The 17,142-nt window shown below is 39.8% G+C and carries 13 protein-coding genes; 3 read left to right on the plus strand and 10 right to left on the minus strand.

All coding sequences use genetic code 11. The features are described 5' to 3' along the window. Window positions 1-22 precede the first annotated feature (22 nt). Window positions 23-808: a competence protein CoiA gene (locus tag DYH63_RS00125; protein WP_116786859.1), complete on the minus strand. Its 786-nt coding sequence runs from the start codon at window positions 806-808 to the stop codon at window positions 23-25. 902 nt (window positions 809-1,710) lie between these two features. Here DYH63_RS00125 and DYH63_RS00135 point away from each other — a divergent pair. After that, window positions 1,711-2,751, plus strand: coding sequence for a hypothetical protein (locus DYH63_RS00135; protein ID WP_116786861.1), 1,041 nt, complete (start codon window positions 1,711-1,713; stop codon window positions 2,749-2,751). Between the two features lie 539 nt (window positions 2,752-3,290). Here DYH63_RS00135 and DYH63_RS00140 read toward each other — a convergent pair. The 5 genes from DYH63_RS00140 to surE all read right to left on the minus strand — a co-directional run bounded on the left by DYH63_RS00140 (window position 3,291) and on the right by surE (window position 8,778). Beyond that, window positions 3,291-5,315: a ComEC/Rec2 family competence protein gene (locus DYH63_RS00140; RefSeq protein ID WP_116786862.1), complete on the minus strand. Its 2,025-nt coding sequence runs from the start codon at window positions 5,313-5,315 to the stop codon at window positions 3,291-3,293. A 21-nt stretch (window positions 5,316-5,336) separates the two neighbouring features. Continuing rightward, window positions 5,337-6,053, minus strand: a complete 717-nt coding sequence (locus tag DYH63_RS00145) for a C40 family peptidase (RefSeq protein ID WP_162926870.1) — start codon at window positions 6,051-6,053, stop codon at window positions 5,337-5,339. Between the two features lie 65 nt (window positions 6,054-6,118). Next, entirely contained in the window at window positions 6,119-7,240 is a 1,122-nt protein-coding gene (gene lpxB, locus DYH63_RS00150; RefSeq protein ID WP_116786864.1) for a lipid-A-disaccharide synthase, read from the minus strand. Window positions 7,241-7,350: 110 nt separating this feature from the next. Then, window positions 7,351-7,794, minus strand: a complete 444-nt coding sequence (locus DYH63_RS00155; RefSeq protein ID WP_116786865.1) for a DUF5004 domain-containing protein — start codon at window positions 7,792-7,794, stop codon at window positions 7,351-7,353. A 201-nt stretch (window positions 7,795-7,995) separates the two neighbouring features. Next, window positions 7,996-8,778, minus strand: coding sequence for a 5'/3'-nucleotidase SurE (surE, locus tag DYH63_RS00160; RefSeq protein ID WP_116786866.1), 783 nt, complete (start codon window positions 8,776-8,778; stop codon window positions 7,996-7,998). A gap of 133 nt (window positions 8,779-8,911) precedes the next feature. On the opposite strand from surE, the gene DYH63_RS00165 reads away from it, so the two are divergent. Beyond that, window positions 8,912-11,179: a carboxy terminal-processing peptidase gene (locus DYH63_RS00165; protein WP_116786867.1), complete on the plus strand. Its 2,268-nt coding sequence runs from the start codon at window positions 8,912-8,914 to the stop codon at window positions 11,177-11,179. Window positions 11,180-11,185: 6 nt separating this feature from the next. Further along, complete coding sequence (locus DYH63_RS00170) at window positions 11,186-12,295, plus strand: ABC transporter permease (RefSeq protein ID WP_116786868.1); 1,110 nt, start codon at window positions 11,186-11,188, stop codon at window positions 12,293-12,295. Between the two features lie 389 nt (window positions 12,296-12,684). Here DYH63_RS00170 and rodA read toward each other — a convergent pair whose 3' ends face one another. Genes rodA through mreC form a run of 4 tightly spaced genes read right to left on the minus strand, consistent with a single transcriptional unit; the run spans window position 12,685 to window position 17,142 of the window. Then, window positions 12,685-13,941 (minus strand): rod shape-determining protein RodA, encoded by a 1,257-nt coding sequence (rodA, locus tag DYH63_RS00175; protein ID WP_116786869.1) that lies wholly within the window; start codon window positions 13,939-13,941, stop codon window positions 12,685-12,687. After that, window positions 13,938-15,803, minus strand: coding sequence for a penicillin-binding protein 2 (mrdA, locus tag DYH63_RS00180; RefSeq protein ID WP_116786870.1), 1,866 nt, complete (start codon window positions 15,801-15,803; stop codon window positions 13,938-13,940). The genes rodA and mrdA overlap by 4 nt, the downstream gene beginning before the upstream one ends. Then, entirely contained in the window at window positions 15,800-16,306 is a 507-nt protein-coding gene (locus DYH63_RS00185) for a rod shape-determining protein MreD (protein WP_116786871.1), read from the minus strand. Before DYH63_RS00185 ends, mrdA begins: the two co-directional genes overlap by 4 nt. After that, entirely contained in the window at window positions 16,303-17,142 is an 840-nt protein-coding gene (mreC, locus tag DYH63_RS00190; protein WP_116786872.1) for a rod shape-determining protein MreC, read from the minus strand. Before mreC ends, DYH63_RS00185 begins: the two co-directional genes overlap by 4 nt.

Genomic DNA, 17,142 nt, shown 5'->3' on the forward strand with positions numbered 1-17,142 from the left:
ATCCCGGCATCCGCCGGGATTATTATTTGTACTTATTTGAGTTTAATAGTCTACTTATAATTTGCGCCTTATCATAAGTTCTAACTGCTTTCATTTTATAATCCCCATATCGCATTAACAAATAAAGTTTATCATCTCCAAAATCAATAAATACCTTTGAGTTACTACCTTCCCAATTTCTTCGAGGTTTTACCCAATCATATAAGTGATGTCCTATATAACTTTCATCAATCTGCTTTTGAATGGTTTCCATATTACTCACCAAAAACAATTGCCCTTCATATTTAGGATTTCCCAAGTCAGGATTAAGTGAATACCTGAAGAAAGACTTACCTAAACTTTGTTTACGCCTTGTATTAAATCTGATATCTTTAGTAAATTCATCATCAGGGTTTGGAAGCTTATCAAGGATATGAAAAGTATTTTTAAATTTTTCCCCATTAATAATCCAAATCATATTTTTATAAAACTGCTCTCGGGAAGTTTGTTCCTCATAGCTAATTGGTGAATTTTGAAGTTCTATAACCAATCCATAGCTAGTTTTTACATCCGCTCTATGTATCTCGCCTGACTGTAAATCGGTGTGAGTTACTTCTTGCCAGTCATTGGGAAATTGATTTTTCCAGTTCCTGTGCCACAGAGTTTCATTTTCCCACCATGAGTCACACTCTATCAAAGAAACATGAGACCAATGATGCACTATGCGAGACCCACATTTTGCTTTCGTTGGTGCACCACAGCATTCACATACGCCTGCACCCCCTTTAAAAGCTGTTGTTCTTATGCCGTTTACTAGTGAAAATTTCATGCCTTTAATTACAATATAAACACCCTAAACTAGGTTAGGCTATTTAAATTTATTTTTAAATCTTTGTTATTGCCTTAATTATTAAAATTATTTACTATTTTTATTTAAAAACTTAAAGTTATGCTAGTAGATGACCCCAATTCTAATTCACAAGGTTCCGCACAAGATAATAATTCAAGCTCAAATCAAAATCCATATGGAAAAGATACAACTACATATGTTGAAAGAAGTGAAAACACTGATAATAGTGTAAACAAAAGTAGATAGCACAATATAACGCACTAGCAATTAAACCCCATATTATTAATTTGATAGATTTTTCATACTGTCTGACCCTTGACGACAAACTTTCGAGATTATTATGAATTGCTATATTTATGGAGTATATTCTATTTTTATAAAAGTTCTTTTTGTTGTCCTCATTATGCTCTGAATAAATGCTGCTATCGACTAAGTTAGACGGCATAACTCCACTTAGACCATTTTTATTTGGATACCATGCTTTGAATAAGAGTCGTAGTGAACAGGAAAGAAATACCAAAAAAATTAAACTTATAGAGGTAAATATTTTCGGAAAATGCCTATCTATAAGTTGACTAATTATAAAACCAATTAAAGAGGTGATAAAAACTATCACAATCTGCAAAAGAGTATTAGCTTTATTTGTAATAATTTCTTCGGATTTAGAAATTTCGCTATTGCACAATTCTGCCTCAACTTTAATTAATTCCAAATTTGAAATATCTAGCTTATCTAGCAATTGTGTATCTAACAGGTGCATATATCTTTTATGGTTCAAGATACAACAATTTTTAAACACTAGTGACTTTCCATAACAAGTTCTCCGGCTTATGCCGGAGAACTTGTTATGGAAAGTCAATTAGGCTAAATAATAATGAATTATGATACAAAAGAAACTTAAAAAACCGCATTGGCAGATAAATTTTAAAGATTTACCAACAATTCCTCTAGCCAAAAGATGGCTAAAAGATAATTCTGGTACTCAAGAACATATAATTACACGGAAAATGTTCGAAGGAAAGCCAATCACGGATAATGAAAAAAACATTCTTCGAGAACTTAAGTTTTTTTATGCGATGTTATATCACGAACTTGAATCGTTCGAATATCAAAAATTAACTCGTGAAGAACTGCTCGATTTTAAAAATTATATTAGTTACGCGTTTAATTATATTCCATATTTGCTAAATAAAACAGAAGTAATTCAACTATACAGAGTCAGTAAAAATCGTAATGGTGATAATATAACTAAGACAAAGTATCTCACCTATCCCCCAGAACATCTTGTACGAAAAATGGATAAGTATAATAGGGCAAACACACCTAACACCACAGTATTTTACGGGAGTGAGTCTATAGACACTGCAATTAATGAACTAAAACCAGAGGTTGGGGAAATAATTACTATTAGCATTTGGAAACCCATTCATGAAAAGTATATACTAAATGCTTTCCACGTATCACATACAGAAAAGGGATACGGGAAAAACAGCATTTCAACTTATGCATTAAATTTTTTTGAAAAATATAAGGAATCCTGGCAAACAGAATTAATCGATTTTATTGAACCATACTTTCATTTATTAGGGAGAGAATATGAAAAGAAAATTTCACATCATCTTGAATATGTAGTGAGCGCAATTTTTTCGGAACAAATACTCCAAAAACCACTAACTCCTAAACATATGGATTTACATTGCATTATATATCCTAGCGTAGGAAATGAATATTTGACTAGCAACTTAGCAATAAGAAAAGATATATTCAGAAATAATTTTGAGCTGTTTAAGGCCATAGAATTAGAAATTACAGAGACTCATTACGATAATATTAATAAGGACTTTAGCAATAAGATAAATGTTGTTAACTATAAGAACTATAAAGAGACTTCAACCTTTTCAGGCGGCAATATCATATGGTAACTAAATGAATTACTCACTTATGTTTAAAAATGTCTACCTTTGCCACTTGAAACAACTGCGGCAGCATTCAAATATTGACATTTTGAGACATTACTAAGAGACACGGAAGGGCTCTCTTAAGTCTACGATATTATAAAAATCGGTTAGAAACTGGTTCGATAATTGAGTGCTTCCCGCTACTAAAGAAACCGAAATACCCGTAAATACTGGGTTTTTCGGTTTTCTTATTTAAATACCGTGTCAGATTTGTGTCAAACCTTTGCAGCTTAAAAAAAGGATTACTACCAAAAGTTTTGGGATTTACATTTTAAGCATGCAAATTAGTAAGCCTAAAAAGGAAAGAATCTACATTTCTTACACCTCTGAACTCACTTCAGAAGCTTTGGATCTTCGTTGAAGGATTCTGCCGAAGCATTAGTGCTCCTGTTGTTAAAATTTTGGATCAATCCCAGAAATTGAGCCATTTAAATTTTATAGCTTCGGAGAAGCAAATTATCCCAATTACATATAGTTCTCTATAAAAGCATCTATAATCAATTCTACTCTACTACATACGATCCCTTTTCGCCTGTAGCGTGAAAAGGGATTTTTTGTTTTACGCAAGTTGCTTCCCAACGGGTAATGTAGGTTTTATAATTGGTAGCGTCGGCTACTACGGTTTTAGGGTGTAAGAAGTGCAGGGTGCGGTCAAAATTTATTTTAGGTGATTGCGTAAGTAAAAGGATATCCGGCCTGCTGAGGCTGTCGTATACGCCTGTACTGTCAATGATAAGTATCTTTTTATTGTGGTGCCATGCCAGGTTGGTTAATGGGAGGACATTTAATTTTGGGTTAAAGTTTCCTTTGGCGTATGCCAGTATGTTCCGGTTTTGCAGGGCAAGGCTGTCATTGCCTTTTATGATAACGCTGTCGCCATGTTTTTGCGCCAGCAATGTGTAATCGTAATTATGGAATACCACAAGCTCATTATGGTTTTTGATGGTGTAAGCTGTGCCGATGTATGCTAGCTGAAATATCAGTACCGCAACAAGTGCCGCTGCTGCCCTGCGGTAGGTTTGCTTATAAATATATAAGACTGCAAGTATAATAACAGTATAAAGGCAGAGATTGAGTAGTAATGTAAAAGGGATGTTTTTAATAACCAGGCTTTCAAAAGAAGCGATCCATTTTATAAAGCCATTCATAATGATAATGCAAAATTCCAGTAGTTTGCCAACCCATATTGCCAGTGTCGGGAAAATAAAATTCAGTATAAGTGTTATGATACCTAGTACAAGGACCGCATTAGAAAGTGGTATTACTACAATATTAGCAAGTAAAAACAGCAGGGGGAACTGATTAAAATAATACAGACTAAGTGGTAGTACGGCAAGCTGTGCTGCAAGTGATACGGCTACAAGATCTTGCGTCATGGCAATGAGGCGGTATTTGCTGCGTGGCCATTTTTTGTAAATGGGCTGTAGCCACACAATGCCCAGTACTGCCAGGTAGCTTAGCTGAAAACCGGCATCAAATAAAAAGGCGGGTTTTACCAATAACAGTACCAGTGCCGATACTGCAAGCGAGTTGTAAATGCTTACCCTGCGGCGCATAGCTTCGCCCACCATAAGGAAACTGAACATTACTACTGAGCGCACCACCGAAGCTGATAGCCCCGTAAGGAATGCGAAAAGCCACATTAATGCAAGGATAGTGACAAAGTGGACAACGATCCCTGATTTTCTGAGTCTTTTAAGCGGAGCCAAAAGCCAGTTGAGCATGGCAAACAGTAAGGTGAAATGCAGTCCTGATATGGCGAGTATATGTATTACACCGGCATTAGTATAATCAGTATTAGTTTCGGTATCCATATCCTGCCGCTGCCCAAAGAGCAGGGCGTTGATGAGGTTTTGGGTAGCAGGGGAGAAGTGCTGTATACTAAAACTACTAATGAGTGTTTTGCGAAGGTGGTTAATGTGGTAGTTAAAACCTTTATCCTTCCCGGATGCCAAATAATTATCCTTCAGTTTAATTTGATGGAAAATGTTTTGCTTTTCCATATAAGCGGCGTAATCAAACTGGTATGGGTTAAGGGCGGGGGTGATGGGTCTAAGAGTTCCGGTTACAAATATAACGTCTCCGGGGTGCAGTGGTTTATTCAGGCTGTCTTTAGGTACAGTAACAAGTAATTTTCCGGTGGCGAGTTGCTTTTCGATGCCGGTTATGTCAAGAAAATATTTTTCGCTGTAGTCGTTTGGTTTTAGCCTTTCGCTAATTACTCCGCGGAGTACCTGTGCGGCGTTATCTTCTAAGAAATGACTGTAATGCTTTGGGTTATTTGGTGCATAGTAAAGCGACTGTGCTGCCAAACCCAGTATAAAAGCCATTAGTGCAAGCGATGCCGCAAAATAAGGTTTTTGGATTATGGTTCTGCGGGAAAAGTAATAGGTTATTGCTGTAAAAATGCAGCAGACTATTAGTAAATAGGGAACAATACCATAGAGCCATAATACATGAAAGCCGGTAAAAATACCGGCTGACATAAATATTGTTAAAGGGATAATGGGGTATTTTACTACCTTCATGTTCCTTGGGTGGTTGTTGTTTTATAGGGCAGGTGCAGGCTCGTCTTCTATAACCCTGTTGGCCTGTATAAAGGTGCGGCTGTGGTAGGCCTCGTTCATAGACGATACCATTACGCCATGGCTTGTAGAGCTGTGTATGAATTTAACCTCGCCATCTGCGGTAACTTCTGTTACAAGACCTACGTGGTTAATACCCCTGTGGCGGCGGTTATTGTCAAAAAACAACAGGTCGCCCGGTTTAGCATCTTCAAGTTTTATTTCGTGGCCTGCGCCTACTGCCATAGAAGCAGAGCTGCGGGGCAATGTAATATCAAATATCTGAAAAGTAGCATACACCATACCAGAGCAGTCCATGCCGGCAGTTGTAGTGCCACCCCCACGGTAACGCACGCCTTCAAACTGCATGGCGTTGTTTACTATTTGGCGGGCAAGATAGTTTTCGGTAGGTTCGGCTACAAAATCAGCTTCTGCAGGCTCATCTATTACAACTATTTTCTTCTTTTTCTTTTTAGGATTGTCGGCAGGCTTGTTTGGGCCTCCTTTTGTTTTTTCCGGCGCAGGAGCATTGTAAGCCACCACGTCGTCATCTAAGAAAACAACCTTCTCAGTAGCAAGTGCTACGTCGTTTCCTGAAGCATATTTTTGCGCGTCATCCTTAGATGTTACACTTTGCGCCATGGCGCCCATTGATGTGAGTAGTAAGAGTAAGGTGAACGGTAAAAATTGTAATTGCTTCAAAATCTTTTATTTTATCAAATTCGATTCGTGTTTTTACAAATATAACGACTTAGATTAATAAAAATTTAGTAGTGGCTGTTAAAGTTTTTAACAATCAGGTTTGCGGTATTAAAACTCGCACCTGCCCCGCCCAGTCTTTTTTCCAGTTCATCGTACTGTTTAAGCAGGTTTGCGCGGTGTTGGGGATCAAGTATTTTTTTTAATTCTGTGTGGATATTTTTTGTGTTAAAATCACTTTGAATGAGCTCTTTTACCACTTCTTTGTCCATAATAAGGTTTACCAAAGAGATGAATTTGAGCGTAATTATGCGTTTTGCGATCTGGTAGCTTATCCATCCGCCTTTATAACATACTACTTCCGGAACCTTAAAAAGTGCTGTTTCAAGCGTTGCAGTGCCCGATGTTACCAGGGCAGCATGTGCTATACTAAGCAGGTCATATGTTTTATTACTTATAAAGTGTACGCTGTCATTAGTGAGGAATGGTTCGTAAAAATCATATTCCTGGCTGGGTGCACCGGCAATTACAAACTGGTAATCCGGAAAATCATTGACAACCGATAACATGCCGCTAAGCATTTTAGAAATTTCCTGCTTTCGGCTGCCGGGCAGCAGTGCTATCACCGGGCGGCTGTCCAGATTGTGCTCTTTGCGAAAAGCGGCTTCGTTTGTAGGGGTACGGTTATGTATGGCATCAATAAGCGGATGACCTACAAATTCTACGGCAAAGCTGTGCTTGTCTTCATAAAAATCTTTTTCGAACGGCAGAATGATGTACATCTTATCTACATCACGCTTAATTGCTTTGATACGGCTTTCTTTCCATGCCCATATTTGCGGCGATATATAGTAGTGTGTAGGTATGCCTTGTTGTTTTGCCCACTGGGCAATGCGCATGTTAAAGCCCGGGTAATCTATAAAGATTATAGCATCGGGTTTAAAAGCTGTTATATCCTCCTTGCAGAGTTTTATATTATTAAAAATGGTTTTCAGGTTGGCTACTACTTCAGCAAAGCCCATAAAAGCAAGGTCGCGGTAGTGCTTTACCAGTGTGCCGCCTACAGCCTGCATAAGGTCGCCGCCCCAAAATCGTATTTCAGCATTTGGGTCCGCCTTATAAAGTTCCTTCATTAGGTTGGCACCGTGCAGGTCGCCGCTGGCTTCGCCTGCTATAATATAATATTTCATGAAAAAGATATATAAGGCAAATGTACAGATTTTATTTTTTGTCGTGATTTTTGGGTGAAAACCAAAAAGCCCTGCGCGAGGCAGGGCTTTAGTTTTATGCAATAAGGTAATTACTTTTTAAAAGTAATTGTAGTACTGTCTTGTGTAAGGCTTAGGGTATTGCCCGTTTTTGTAAAAGTTGCTGCTTTACCATCAAAAGTAAGTTTTACTTTATCAGCAGTTACGGTATAAGCACTAGTGGTAGTTTCAGCGGCGCTGCACTTTGCGGTACTTTTTCCGGAAGCATCTTTCGTAATTTCAATGTCCTGCATCTTAACAGTTGCCGGTTTTGTAGCATCAGCAAGAAATGTAATGCTCGACTGGTCCATGCAGCCCGACTCTTTTACAAGGTCGTTTGTTTTTTTGCCATCTCCATTAAGGTCAATAGCTTCAGGTACAATAATAGATGAAAGCTTCCATGTGCCTTCAAGTTTTGTGTCTGCTGTTTTGTTGTCGTCATCACTGCAAGATGCAATTGCAAAAGCCACAAGGGCTGTAAAAAGAACTTTTTTCATAGCGTGTTCTTAAAAATTGTTTTTATGTTATTTGTATATTTCCCTTTCGGGATATTCTGACATAAGGATGCCCTAATGCCCGTGGGTTGCGTTACAAATACACACAAAAATGTAAGAAATGCCATATTTTTTATGCTTCAAAAAGAGGCTAAGTTGAGGTTCAGGATACTGGGTTTTGTTTCAGGGTTAGATTTTTTACAATTATTTTTCATTCATTCCCCAACTGTTCAACGTTTGTATAGCATGGTGCGCAGTAAGGTCAAACTGTACCGGTACAACAGATACATATCCTTCGGCCAGTGCCCATTCATCGGTATCTTCGCCCTTATCGAGGTTTACAAACTTGCCGCTTAGCCAGTAATATTCTTTACCCATTGGGTTGGTGCGCTTGTCAAACTTTTCAGTCCACATGGCTTTTGCCTGGCGGCACACTTTTATTCCCTTAATTTCTTTTTCTGATAGTTTAGGAAAGTTAACATTCAGTATTACGCCTTCGGGCAGGCCGTTTTCTAAAACCTGCTCTGCTATTTGTTTTACAAAAGCTTTTACGGGTTCAAAATCAGCATTCCAGTTGTAGTCGAGTAACGAAAATCCTATTGCGGGAATGCCTTCTATGCCTGCTTCTACTGCCGCGCTCATAGTACCGCTGTAAATAACATTGATGGAAGAATTGCTACCGTGGTTTATACCGCTTACACATAAATCTGGCTTGCGATGGAGTATTTCGTTTACGGCAAACTTTACACAGTCTACCGGGGTGCCGCTACAGCTGTATTCCTGCTCAATTTCAGGGTCTATGTCTATCTTGTTGATGTGTAGTGTGTTGTTTATAGTAATGGCGTGCCCGGTAGCACTCTGCGGGCTGTCCGGAGCCACTACAACTACGTCGCCCAGTTGCTTCATAACGCTTATAAGAGCGCGTATTCCGGGGGCTGTAACCCCGTCGTCATTGGTTACCAGTATCAAAGGTTTTTTCTTGGCCATGCAATAAATTAAAATAAGAGTTGTACTTTTACGTTAGCTAAAATACACAATTTTTATCGTGGCGTGATAAAGATGGACGGACAATGAATTTTGGCACACTTTTTACTGTGTTAACATTTATACGAAAGATTCAATGAATGCCTTTTTGAAATTTATGAAAAGAAACTATAAAATTGTAGCGTTAGTTGTGCTGTTAGCCGGCGCGCTGTTTGGGTTTACCATGATACCCGGGCAAAAAGAGAACGATCCTGATAAAGACAAGCTCCTTATTGAGTTGCTTACTTATGTTATAGAAAAAGGCCATTATAATCCTGCTGCTATAGACGATACTTTTAGTAAAGGTGTTTATAAAGATTATTTAGAAAACATAGACCCAAGCAAAAGGTTTTTTACCCAGGCAGATATCAATGAGTTTTCTAAATACGAAACACAGCTTGATGACCAGATAAATAACCGCGACCTTAGCTTTTTTTACCTGACATACGGCAGGTTGCAACAGCGTATTAAAGAAGCAAATAGTTTTTACAAAGATATCCTGGCTAAGCCATTTGACTTTAAAGCGGATGAAAGCTTTAATACCGACTATGAGAAAATGCCATTTGCTAAAGATGATGCCGAACTTCGCGACCGTTGGAGGAAACAGCTAAAGCTTAGCGTACTTTCTTCTGTAGCAGATAAAGAAAAAATGCAGGATGCTCCGGCTGAGGACAAACTGAAGGACAAAGAAAAAGGCTTTAGCGATGAAAAGGCGCTTGAGGCAAAACCGGGTGCTGATGTAAACAAAACAAAAGCTAATGGCGAGAAGAAATCTTTTACTGAACTTGAAAAAGAGGCGCGTGAAAGTACTTTAAAATCACTAAACGATTATTTTGATTTTGTAGGCGATCTTAAGCAGGAAGAATGGTTTAGCATTTACATGAATGCTATTGCAGAGCGTTTTGACCCGCATACCTACTACTTTGCCCCAGATGATAAAGACAAGTTTGATACCAGCATGCGCGGATCGCTTGAAGGTATTGGTGCAAGGCTTCAAAAGAAAAATGACTTTGTAGAGATATCAGAACTTATTCCGGGCGGACCAGCCTGGAGAGGTAAAGAATTAGAGCAGGGCGACCTTATTATGAAAGTAGCCCAGGGCAAAGACCAGCCGGTAGACATTAGCGGTATGAGGCTTGATGATGTAGTAAAAAAAATAAAGGGCCCTAAAGGTACTGAGGTGCGTCTTACGGTTAAAAAAGTAGATGGTAGCGTAAAAACTATTGCCATTACCCGTGAGGTTGTAGAGATCGAAGAAACATATGCTAAATCAAGCATTGTTAAGAAAGGCGGAAAAACATACGGCGTCATTTACCTGCCGAAATTTTATATCGACTTTGAGAACCAGGACAACCGCGATGCTGCTAAAGATGTTGCTGCTGAAGTTGACCACTTAAAGGCACAGGGTGTAGATGGTATTGTAATGGACCTGCGTGATAACGGTGGCGGATCTTTAAAGACCGTTGTAGATATTGCAGGTTTGTTTATAGAAAAAGGTCCTGTTGTACAGGTGCGCAGCCGGGCAGAAGATGGTAAGCCTTCTGATAAGCCTGAAGTGCTTACAGATAACGATCCTAAAGTGCATTATGATGGCCCGCTTGTAGTGCTTATCAATAACTTCTCTGCTTCGGCTTCAGAAATTTTTGCAGCTGCCATACAGGATTATAACCGTGGCCTTATATTGGGTAGTAAGCAAAGTTATGGTAAGGGTACTGTGCAGAACATCATCGACCTTAACCGCTTTGTACGTGGCAGCACTTTTGGTAACCTTGGTGCGCTAAAAACCACAACGCAAAAGTTTTACCGCATTAATGGTGGATCTACGCAACGTGAGGGTGTAAAGAGTGACATCATAATGCCTGATAAATACAGCTACATTGAGATAGGTGAGCGCGATAGCGATAATGCACTTCCTTGGGATAAGATAGCGCAGGCTCCTTATAAGCCGTTTAAAAATAACTTTGCTCCAGCTATTGCCAATAGTAAAAAACGTATTGCGGAAAGTGCTGAGTTTAAACTGATGGACGAGAATGCTAAATTCCTTAGCGAACGTAAAGATGACAATAACTACAGCCTGAATATTGATAAATTTAAAGCTGATGCTGCTAAAATAGAAGTTGCCGCTAAAAAATTCAAGGCACTGGGTAAATACAACAGCAATCTTACTTTTGACGCACTTCCGTATGAAAAGGAGAAGTTTAAAAACGATCCTGCCCTTGCAGAAAAGAAAAAAGACTGGTATGAAAGCCTTGGTAAAGATGCCTATGTAAATGAGGCGCTTAACGTGCTGGATGATCTTCAGCCAAAAGGAGGGAAGACAGCATCTACCGAAGCTAAAAAAGAAACAAGAATAAAAACACGATAAGCGTAAATGGCTAAAACCGGAAAATCGCTTACGGGCTTGGCGCTCCAAAAGTTCAGGAAGGACTTTTGGGGCGTTTTGAGTTTTATATTCATCACATTGCTGGTGCTTGTAGCCGTGTTTGCCTATGCGCTGGCTCCCGAAAAGTCTGAGAATGCTAACTGGGGCGATCTTGCCATACACAGCAAACCACCAGGGTTTGGTACAGATATGCTGCACTTTCCTACTAAAGAAAGCGATCAGGGGAGCTTTTCAAAATTCTTTTTTGGCGATAAAATTCCACCTAATAAAGTTCCAATCATTTATTGGGAAATTTCTGGCGACAGCCTTATTTACTCAGAGTATAAGGACGATCCTGTACTTGCCCAGAAAAAAAAGATTGCACTAAGCACCTTGGGTGAAGATATAACGGAGAGTAATTTTGTTGAAAAGTGCATAACCATAGACCAATTTATACTGGGTACCGATAGCCAGGGGCGCGATCTTTTGAGCCGTCTCATTATAGGTAGCAGGGTATCAATAGCTATAGGTTTTGTGGCCGTATTTATCTCACTTGTAGTGGGCATCTTTTTTGGTGCCATTGCCGGGTATTACGGAGGTAAGGTGGATGCTTTTGTAATGTGGCTGGTAAACATCATCTGGAGCATCCCTACGTTGCTGTTGGTCATTGCTATAACATTGGCACTTGGTAAAGGTTTCTGGCAGGTATTTGTAGCTGTAGGGCTTACCATGTGGGTTGAGGTGGCGCGTGTGGTGCGTGGTCAGGTAATGGGCATTAAGCAAATGCAGTATGTAACTGCCGCAAGAGCATTAGGCTATGGCAACGAACGAATTATCTTTCATCATATATTACCAAACAGTATGGCACCGGTTATTGTAATTTCGGCGGCTAATTTTGCTTCGGCCATATTAGTAGAAAGCGGCCTGAGCTTTCTTGGTCTTGGCGCACAGCCACCCATACCAAGTTGGGGCGGCATGATAAAAGACCATTACAATTATATTATTTTGGGTAAACCATGGCTTGCCATGGCTCCCGGGCTCGCTATGCTTTTACTGGTACTAGCCTTTATGATGGCAGGTAATGCCTTAAGGGATGCGCTTGATGTAAAGGGAGAGTAGTTTTACAAATTGCGGTATGAAGTGTATATATGCTTTTTTAGCATATATACATAGCTAATTCAAAATCCTAAAGACAATATATAAGCTCCGTTTCATATAGCCTATGTGGAAAATTTATTTCTATGAATTCTTTTTTCCTTTCAGTCGATGAAACTATGTTTCTATGTGTTTAAATATTCTCTCTATCGGTAATAATATAATAGTGTTTTCCATTTCGAACGCAGCGTAGCGAAGTTGAGAAATCTCATGAGATGCGCGCAGTCGTCGGCAACACAGTAGCATTTGTCAATCTGATTGAAGTGAAGTGATTTTATTGAAATTAAGGTAAATACACAATTTAGGTGTTTCCGAATTACCAAATCCACGCATTACCAAATAACCCTAAAAACCTACCACTCATTTACCTGGTTAGCATCCATTTTGATAAAAATGAATAACATGAGCGTAAATGCCCATAAACTCGAACCTCCGTAGCTGAAAAACGGCAGTGGTACCCCAACAGTAGGAAACAGGCGTATAAGCATGGTAATGTTTAATAAAAAGTGCATAAACAGAATAGAGGCCACACAATAGCCATACGTACGGCTAAATTTAGACTTTTGCCGTTCAGCGCGATAGATGATGCGGAGTAATAATCCAACAAACAGGCATATTACGGTTACAGATCCTGCAAAACCCCATTCTTCACCCACGGTTGTAAAAATATAGTCGGTATGCTGTTCAGGCACAAAGCCGCCTTTAGTTTGTGTGCCTTCAAGATAGCCTTTACCCAGCCATCCACCCGAACCAATGGCTATTTGTGCCTGGTTAAGGTTATAGCCTTCAGCCTGCATATTTACATCTTTACCAAAAAGCACGTTGATACGGTCTTTCTGGTGCGATTCCAGCACATTAGTAAATACATAATCTACAGAGAATACAAAGGCTGTTATTCCCACAAAAATAATGGCGTACAGTATAGGATTCCTAAAAGCGCGACGTGTCATAAAATAAGCGGCAATCATAATAATTGCGGCAAATGCAATAAGTGCTACGGGCTGTATAAGTAATGCTAATATAAACAAAGCTGCAGCAATGGCTCCTGTGGCAAGGTACCAGCCTGGTAAACCTTCGCGATAAAGTGCCAGCATAAGCGAAAAGAATATCAGGGCACTACCGGCATCGGGCTGCATCATAATGAGGCCTACAGGCAACGCAATTATACCAAATGCTATAAGCTGGTGTTTAAAAATTTTTAAGTTTATCTGTACATCACTCAGGTATTTAGAGATAACGAGTGATGTAGCTATTTTGGCAAATTCTGAAGGCTGCATACTAAAGCCGCCAAAAGAATACCAGTTGGTTTGCCCTTTAATGGTTTTACCTAAAACAAATAATCCTGCAAGTAACAGTAATCCCAAGGCATAGAAAATCATCGCATACTTATCGTATATCTTGGCGTCGAGGGTAAGTATTACAATAATAAGAGGTATACTGGTAACGATAAAAAGGAATTGCTTACCCGATACCTGCCCGAGATCAAAGATGCTGATATCCTGGTTAGGCAGCGAAGCAGAATATATAGTTAGCCAGCCCATAATAACCAAAACGGTATACAGGAGTATAGATATCCAGTCGATATTATTGGTTACTTTTTGGTTCTTCATCGTCCCTGATTAATCTTGAAAGGCTGTCCGCTGGTTACTTTTGCATATTCTTCTTTAAGGCCCTTGGTCATTATCCATTCTTCACGTGCCTTTTGTGTAAGTGCTTCGCCTTTAAGGTATTTTTCGATCATAAGGCTGGCAATAGGCCCAGCCCAACGGGCACCCCAGTAACCGTTCTCTACAAAAACAGCAATGGCAATTTTGGGGTTTTCGCGCGGGGCAAAAGCTACAAATATAGAGTGGTCGGTAAGCTGTGTGCGTACACCATTTATTTTAGTAAAGTTTTCTGCCGTACCGGTCTTACCACATATTTCAATACCTTCAACACGCAGGCTTTTTGCTGTACCAAAATTATACACATCAAAAAGGCCGTTTACAACCGGTTCAAAGTGTTGTTTTTCGATAGTTGTCTGATGGCGCTCCCTGAATTTCTTGTCTATTTCCTGGCCTTTAATGTTTTTAATAACATGAGGCGTATAGTAATAACCACGGTTAGCAACAGTTGCCATCATGTTAGCCAGTTGCATAGGCGTCATTTTTATTTCACCCTGGCCTATTGAGTTAGATATGATGGTAGATCCTCTCCAGCCGCCATTCGGGTAAAAGTGCTTGTAATATTTAGAGTCAGGCACGAGTCCTTTTCTTCCGGGAGGAAGGTCATAACCCATAAAGTTGCCTAAGCCAAAACTCTTAAGGTGGCTGCTCCAGGCATCTACACCATATTCCGGCTTGGTATATTTATCTATAGTAAGCATATATACATTGCCAAAGTAAGAGTTACAGGAGTTGTAAATACCATTGTTTAGCTGGTGTGGGCCAAAGCCGTGACATTTCATAAACGCACCGCGTCCATAGCTAAAGCCGTGGTGGCACATAAATGTGGTAGTAGGGTCTATAACTTCTTCCTGAAGGCCAATTAGCCCGGTAAGTATCTTAAATGGTGATCCTGGAGGGTATTCTGCCAGTAGCCCACGGTCAAATAGAGGTATGCCTAATGAATCCTGTTCAAGCAGCCTGTAGTTTTTAGAGCGCTCTCGGCCTACGAGTAGTGATGGGTCGTAGCTTGGTGCAGTAACCAAAGCAAGTATCTCACCTGTTTTAGGCTCAAGCGCCACAATACCACCGCGTTTTTCAAACATTAGTGCCTCACCATACTTTTGTAGTTCGGCATCTATGGTAAGTGTAATGTCTTTACCCTGCACAGCAAGTGTGTCATAGATACCCTCTTTAAAAGAGCCTATCTCACGGTTAAAACGGTCTTTTTGTACATATTTTACACCTTTTGTGCCACGAAGCACTTCTTCATACATTTCCTCTACGCCTTGTTTGCCTATAAGGTCGCCACTTTTGTAATACGGGTGCTTTTGTATGGTAGCATCGTTAACCTGGGCAATGTAGCCAAATATATTAGCACCGGCATGCATCTGGTAATCGCGGAGTGAACGCCTTACAATGTCAAAACCTTTAAAACGGCGAATGCGTTCCTGAAAGGCTGCAAATTCTTTTTTAGTAAGCGAAGGCAAAAATACCGATGGCAACACAGGGCTGTATACACGGGCTTTTTTAAGGCGCTCATTAAAATAAATAGTATCTACATTAAGCAGTCGGCACAATGCAAGAGTATCTACATCCTTCATTTCGCGTGGGGTAACCATTACATCATAAGATGGTTGGTTTGCTACCATAAGTTTACCGTTACGGTCATAAATATAGCCGCGTTCAGGATACTGGTATTTTATTTTGATGGCGTTGTTGTCGCTCTTCTTAATATAAGAGTCGTCTAATATCTGCAAATAAAAAAGCCGCGCTATTATAAGTAGCGTCCCGGCAACAATTAATATGGGCAATAAGATTTTTCTCATTGTTTTGCTGGCTTAATGAGGTAGATGGTAATGATACAGATAATCAACGTAAAAATAGTAGTAAACAGTGTGCGTACCAGTGCATCTAATATCAGGCTAAAGCGGAACACTTCAAGCAGATATAGAATAAGATGGTGCGTAACAACCGAAAGCAGTATGAAGATTAGCCGTTCTGGCGACATACGGTCGTTTATCTTAATGGTTTGGTATTCGTAACTTACACCAAATGCGAACCTGAAGAACGTTGGCCTTAAAAAGGCAAGTGTTACACAGGCTACGGCATGTGGCCCACCCGTGTTGCAAAACATATCCTGTAGCAAGCCCAGGAAAAATGCCGAAAGCAACAGTACTGCCTTATTACCGTTTACCGGAAACAGGATGATAAATAAAATGTAGGGGTAGGGGTTTATGTACCCAAAAAGATCCAGACGGTTAAACACCACCACCTGCACAGCAAGCAGCGCAATAAAACGCAGTATGTTTATAATTACGGTAGTGTTCATCGTTTATCCTCTGTAGGTTTTGTGGCCTCCTGCAATACTTTAATTTCGTCTTTGTGCTTGTTTTCTATTATATAGATGTATCCAAGGCTTGTCATATCATTAAATAACCTGACATCCAGAGTAAAGTTTTGTGTAACCTTGTCGCGGTATACTTTATCAATAGTACCTACCGGAATGTTTTCGGGGAAAATAGTAGACTCGTTACCTGTTACAATGGTATCGCCTTTGCTAAAGGCCGCAATGCGCGGTACATCTATCAGCTGTGCGAAACCTGTGTTTTGCCCGTTCCAGGTAAGTGTACCAAAGTGGTCGTTCTTTTTAATCTTGGCGCCCATCTTAAACTTACGGTTAAGTATGGTAATAACAGTAGCGTAGTGTTTTGACTTTTTTTCTATATAGCCAATAACCCCAAGGTTGCTTACTACGCCCATATCTTCGTGCACGCCATCTTCGGCACCTGCATTTATGGTAAGGTAATTTTCCTGGGTGCTGTATGAGTTAGAGATAACCTTAGCTTCTATAACCTTATAATTGCCGGGCATATTTTCAGGCAGCTGCATCGGCGGTTTATTTGCCGTGTCCTGAGTGTTGTATAGCAACCTTTTTAGTTCTGCGTTTTCATGGTTCAGTTTTTCGTTCTGGCCGCGCAGGCTAAAGTATTGCTCTACATCGTTAATCTTTTCATATACATAGCCTGTAACCGCATTTGCGCTGGAAACTGATAAGCTCCTGTGGTAGGAGTGGCTTTGTATGGTAAAGGTTAACGAAATGCCTAAAAGCAGCAAAAACAGTAAGTTAATACTGTTTTTAAATAAAAAGTTTATTATTTGCTGCAT

It is taken from the genome of Flavobacterium psychrotrophum (genome assembly GCF_003403075.1).
Lineage (GTDB): Bacteria > Bacteroidota > Bacteroidia > Flavobacteriales > Flavobacteriaceae > Flavobacterium > Flavobacterium psychrotrophum.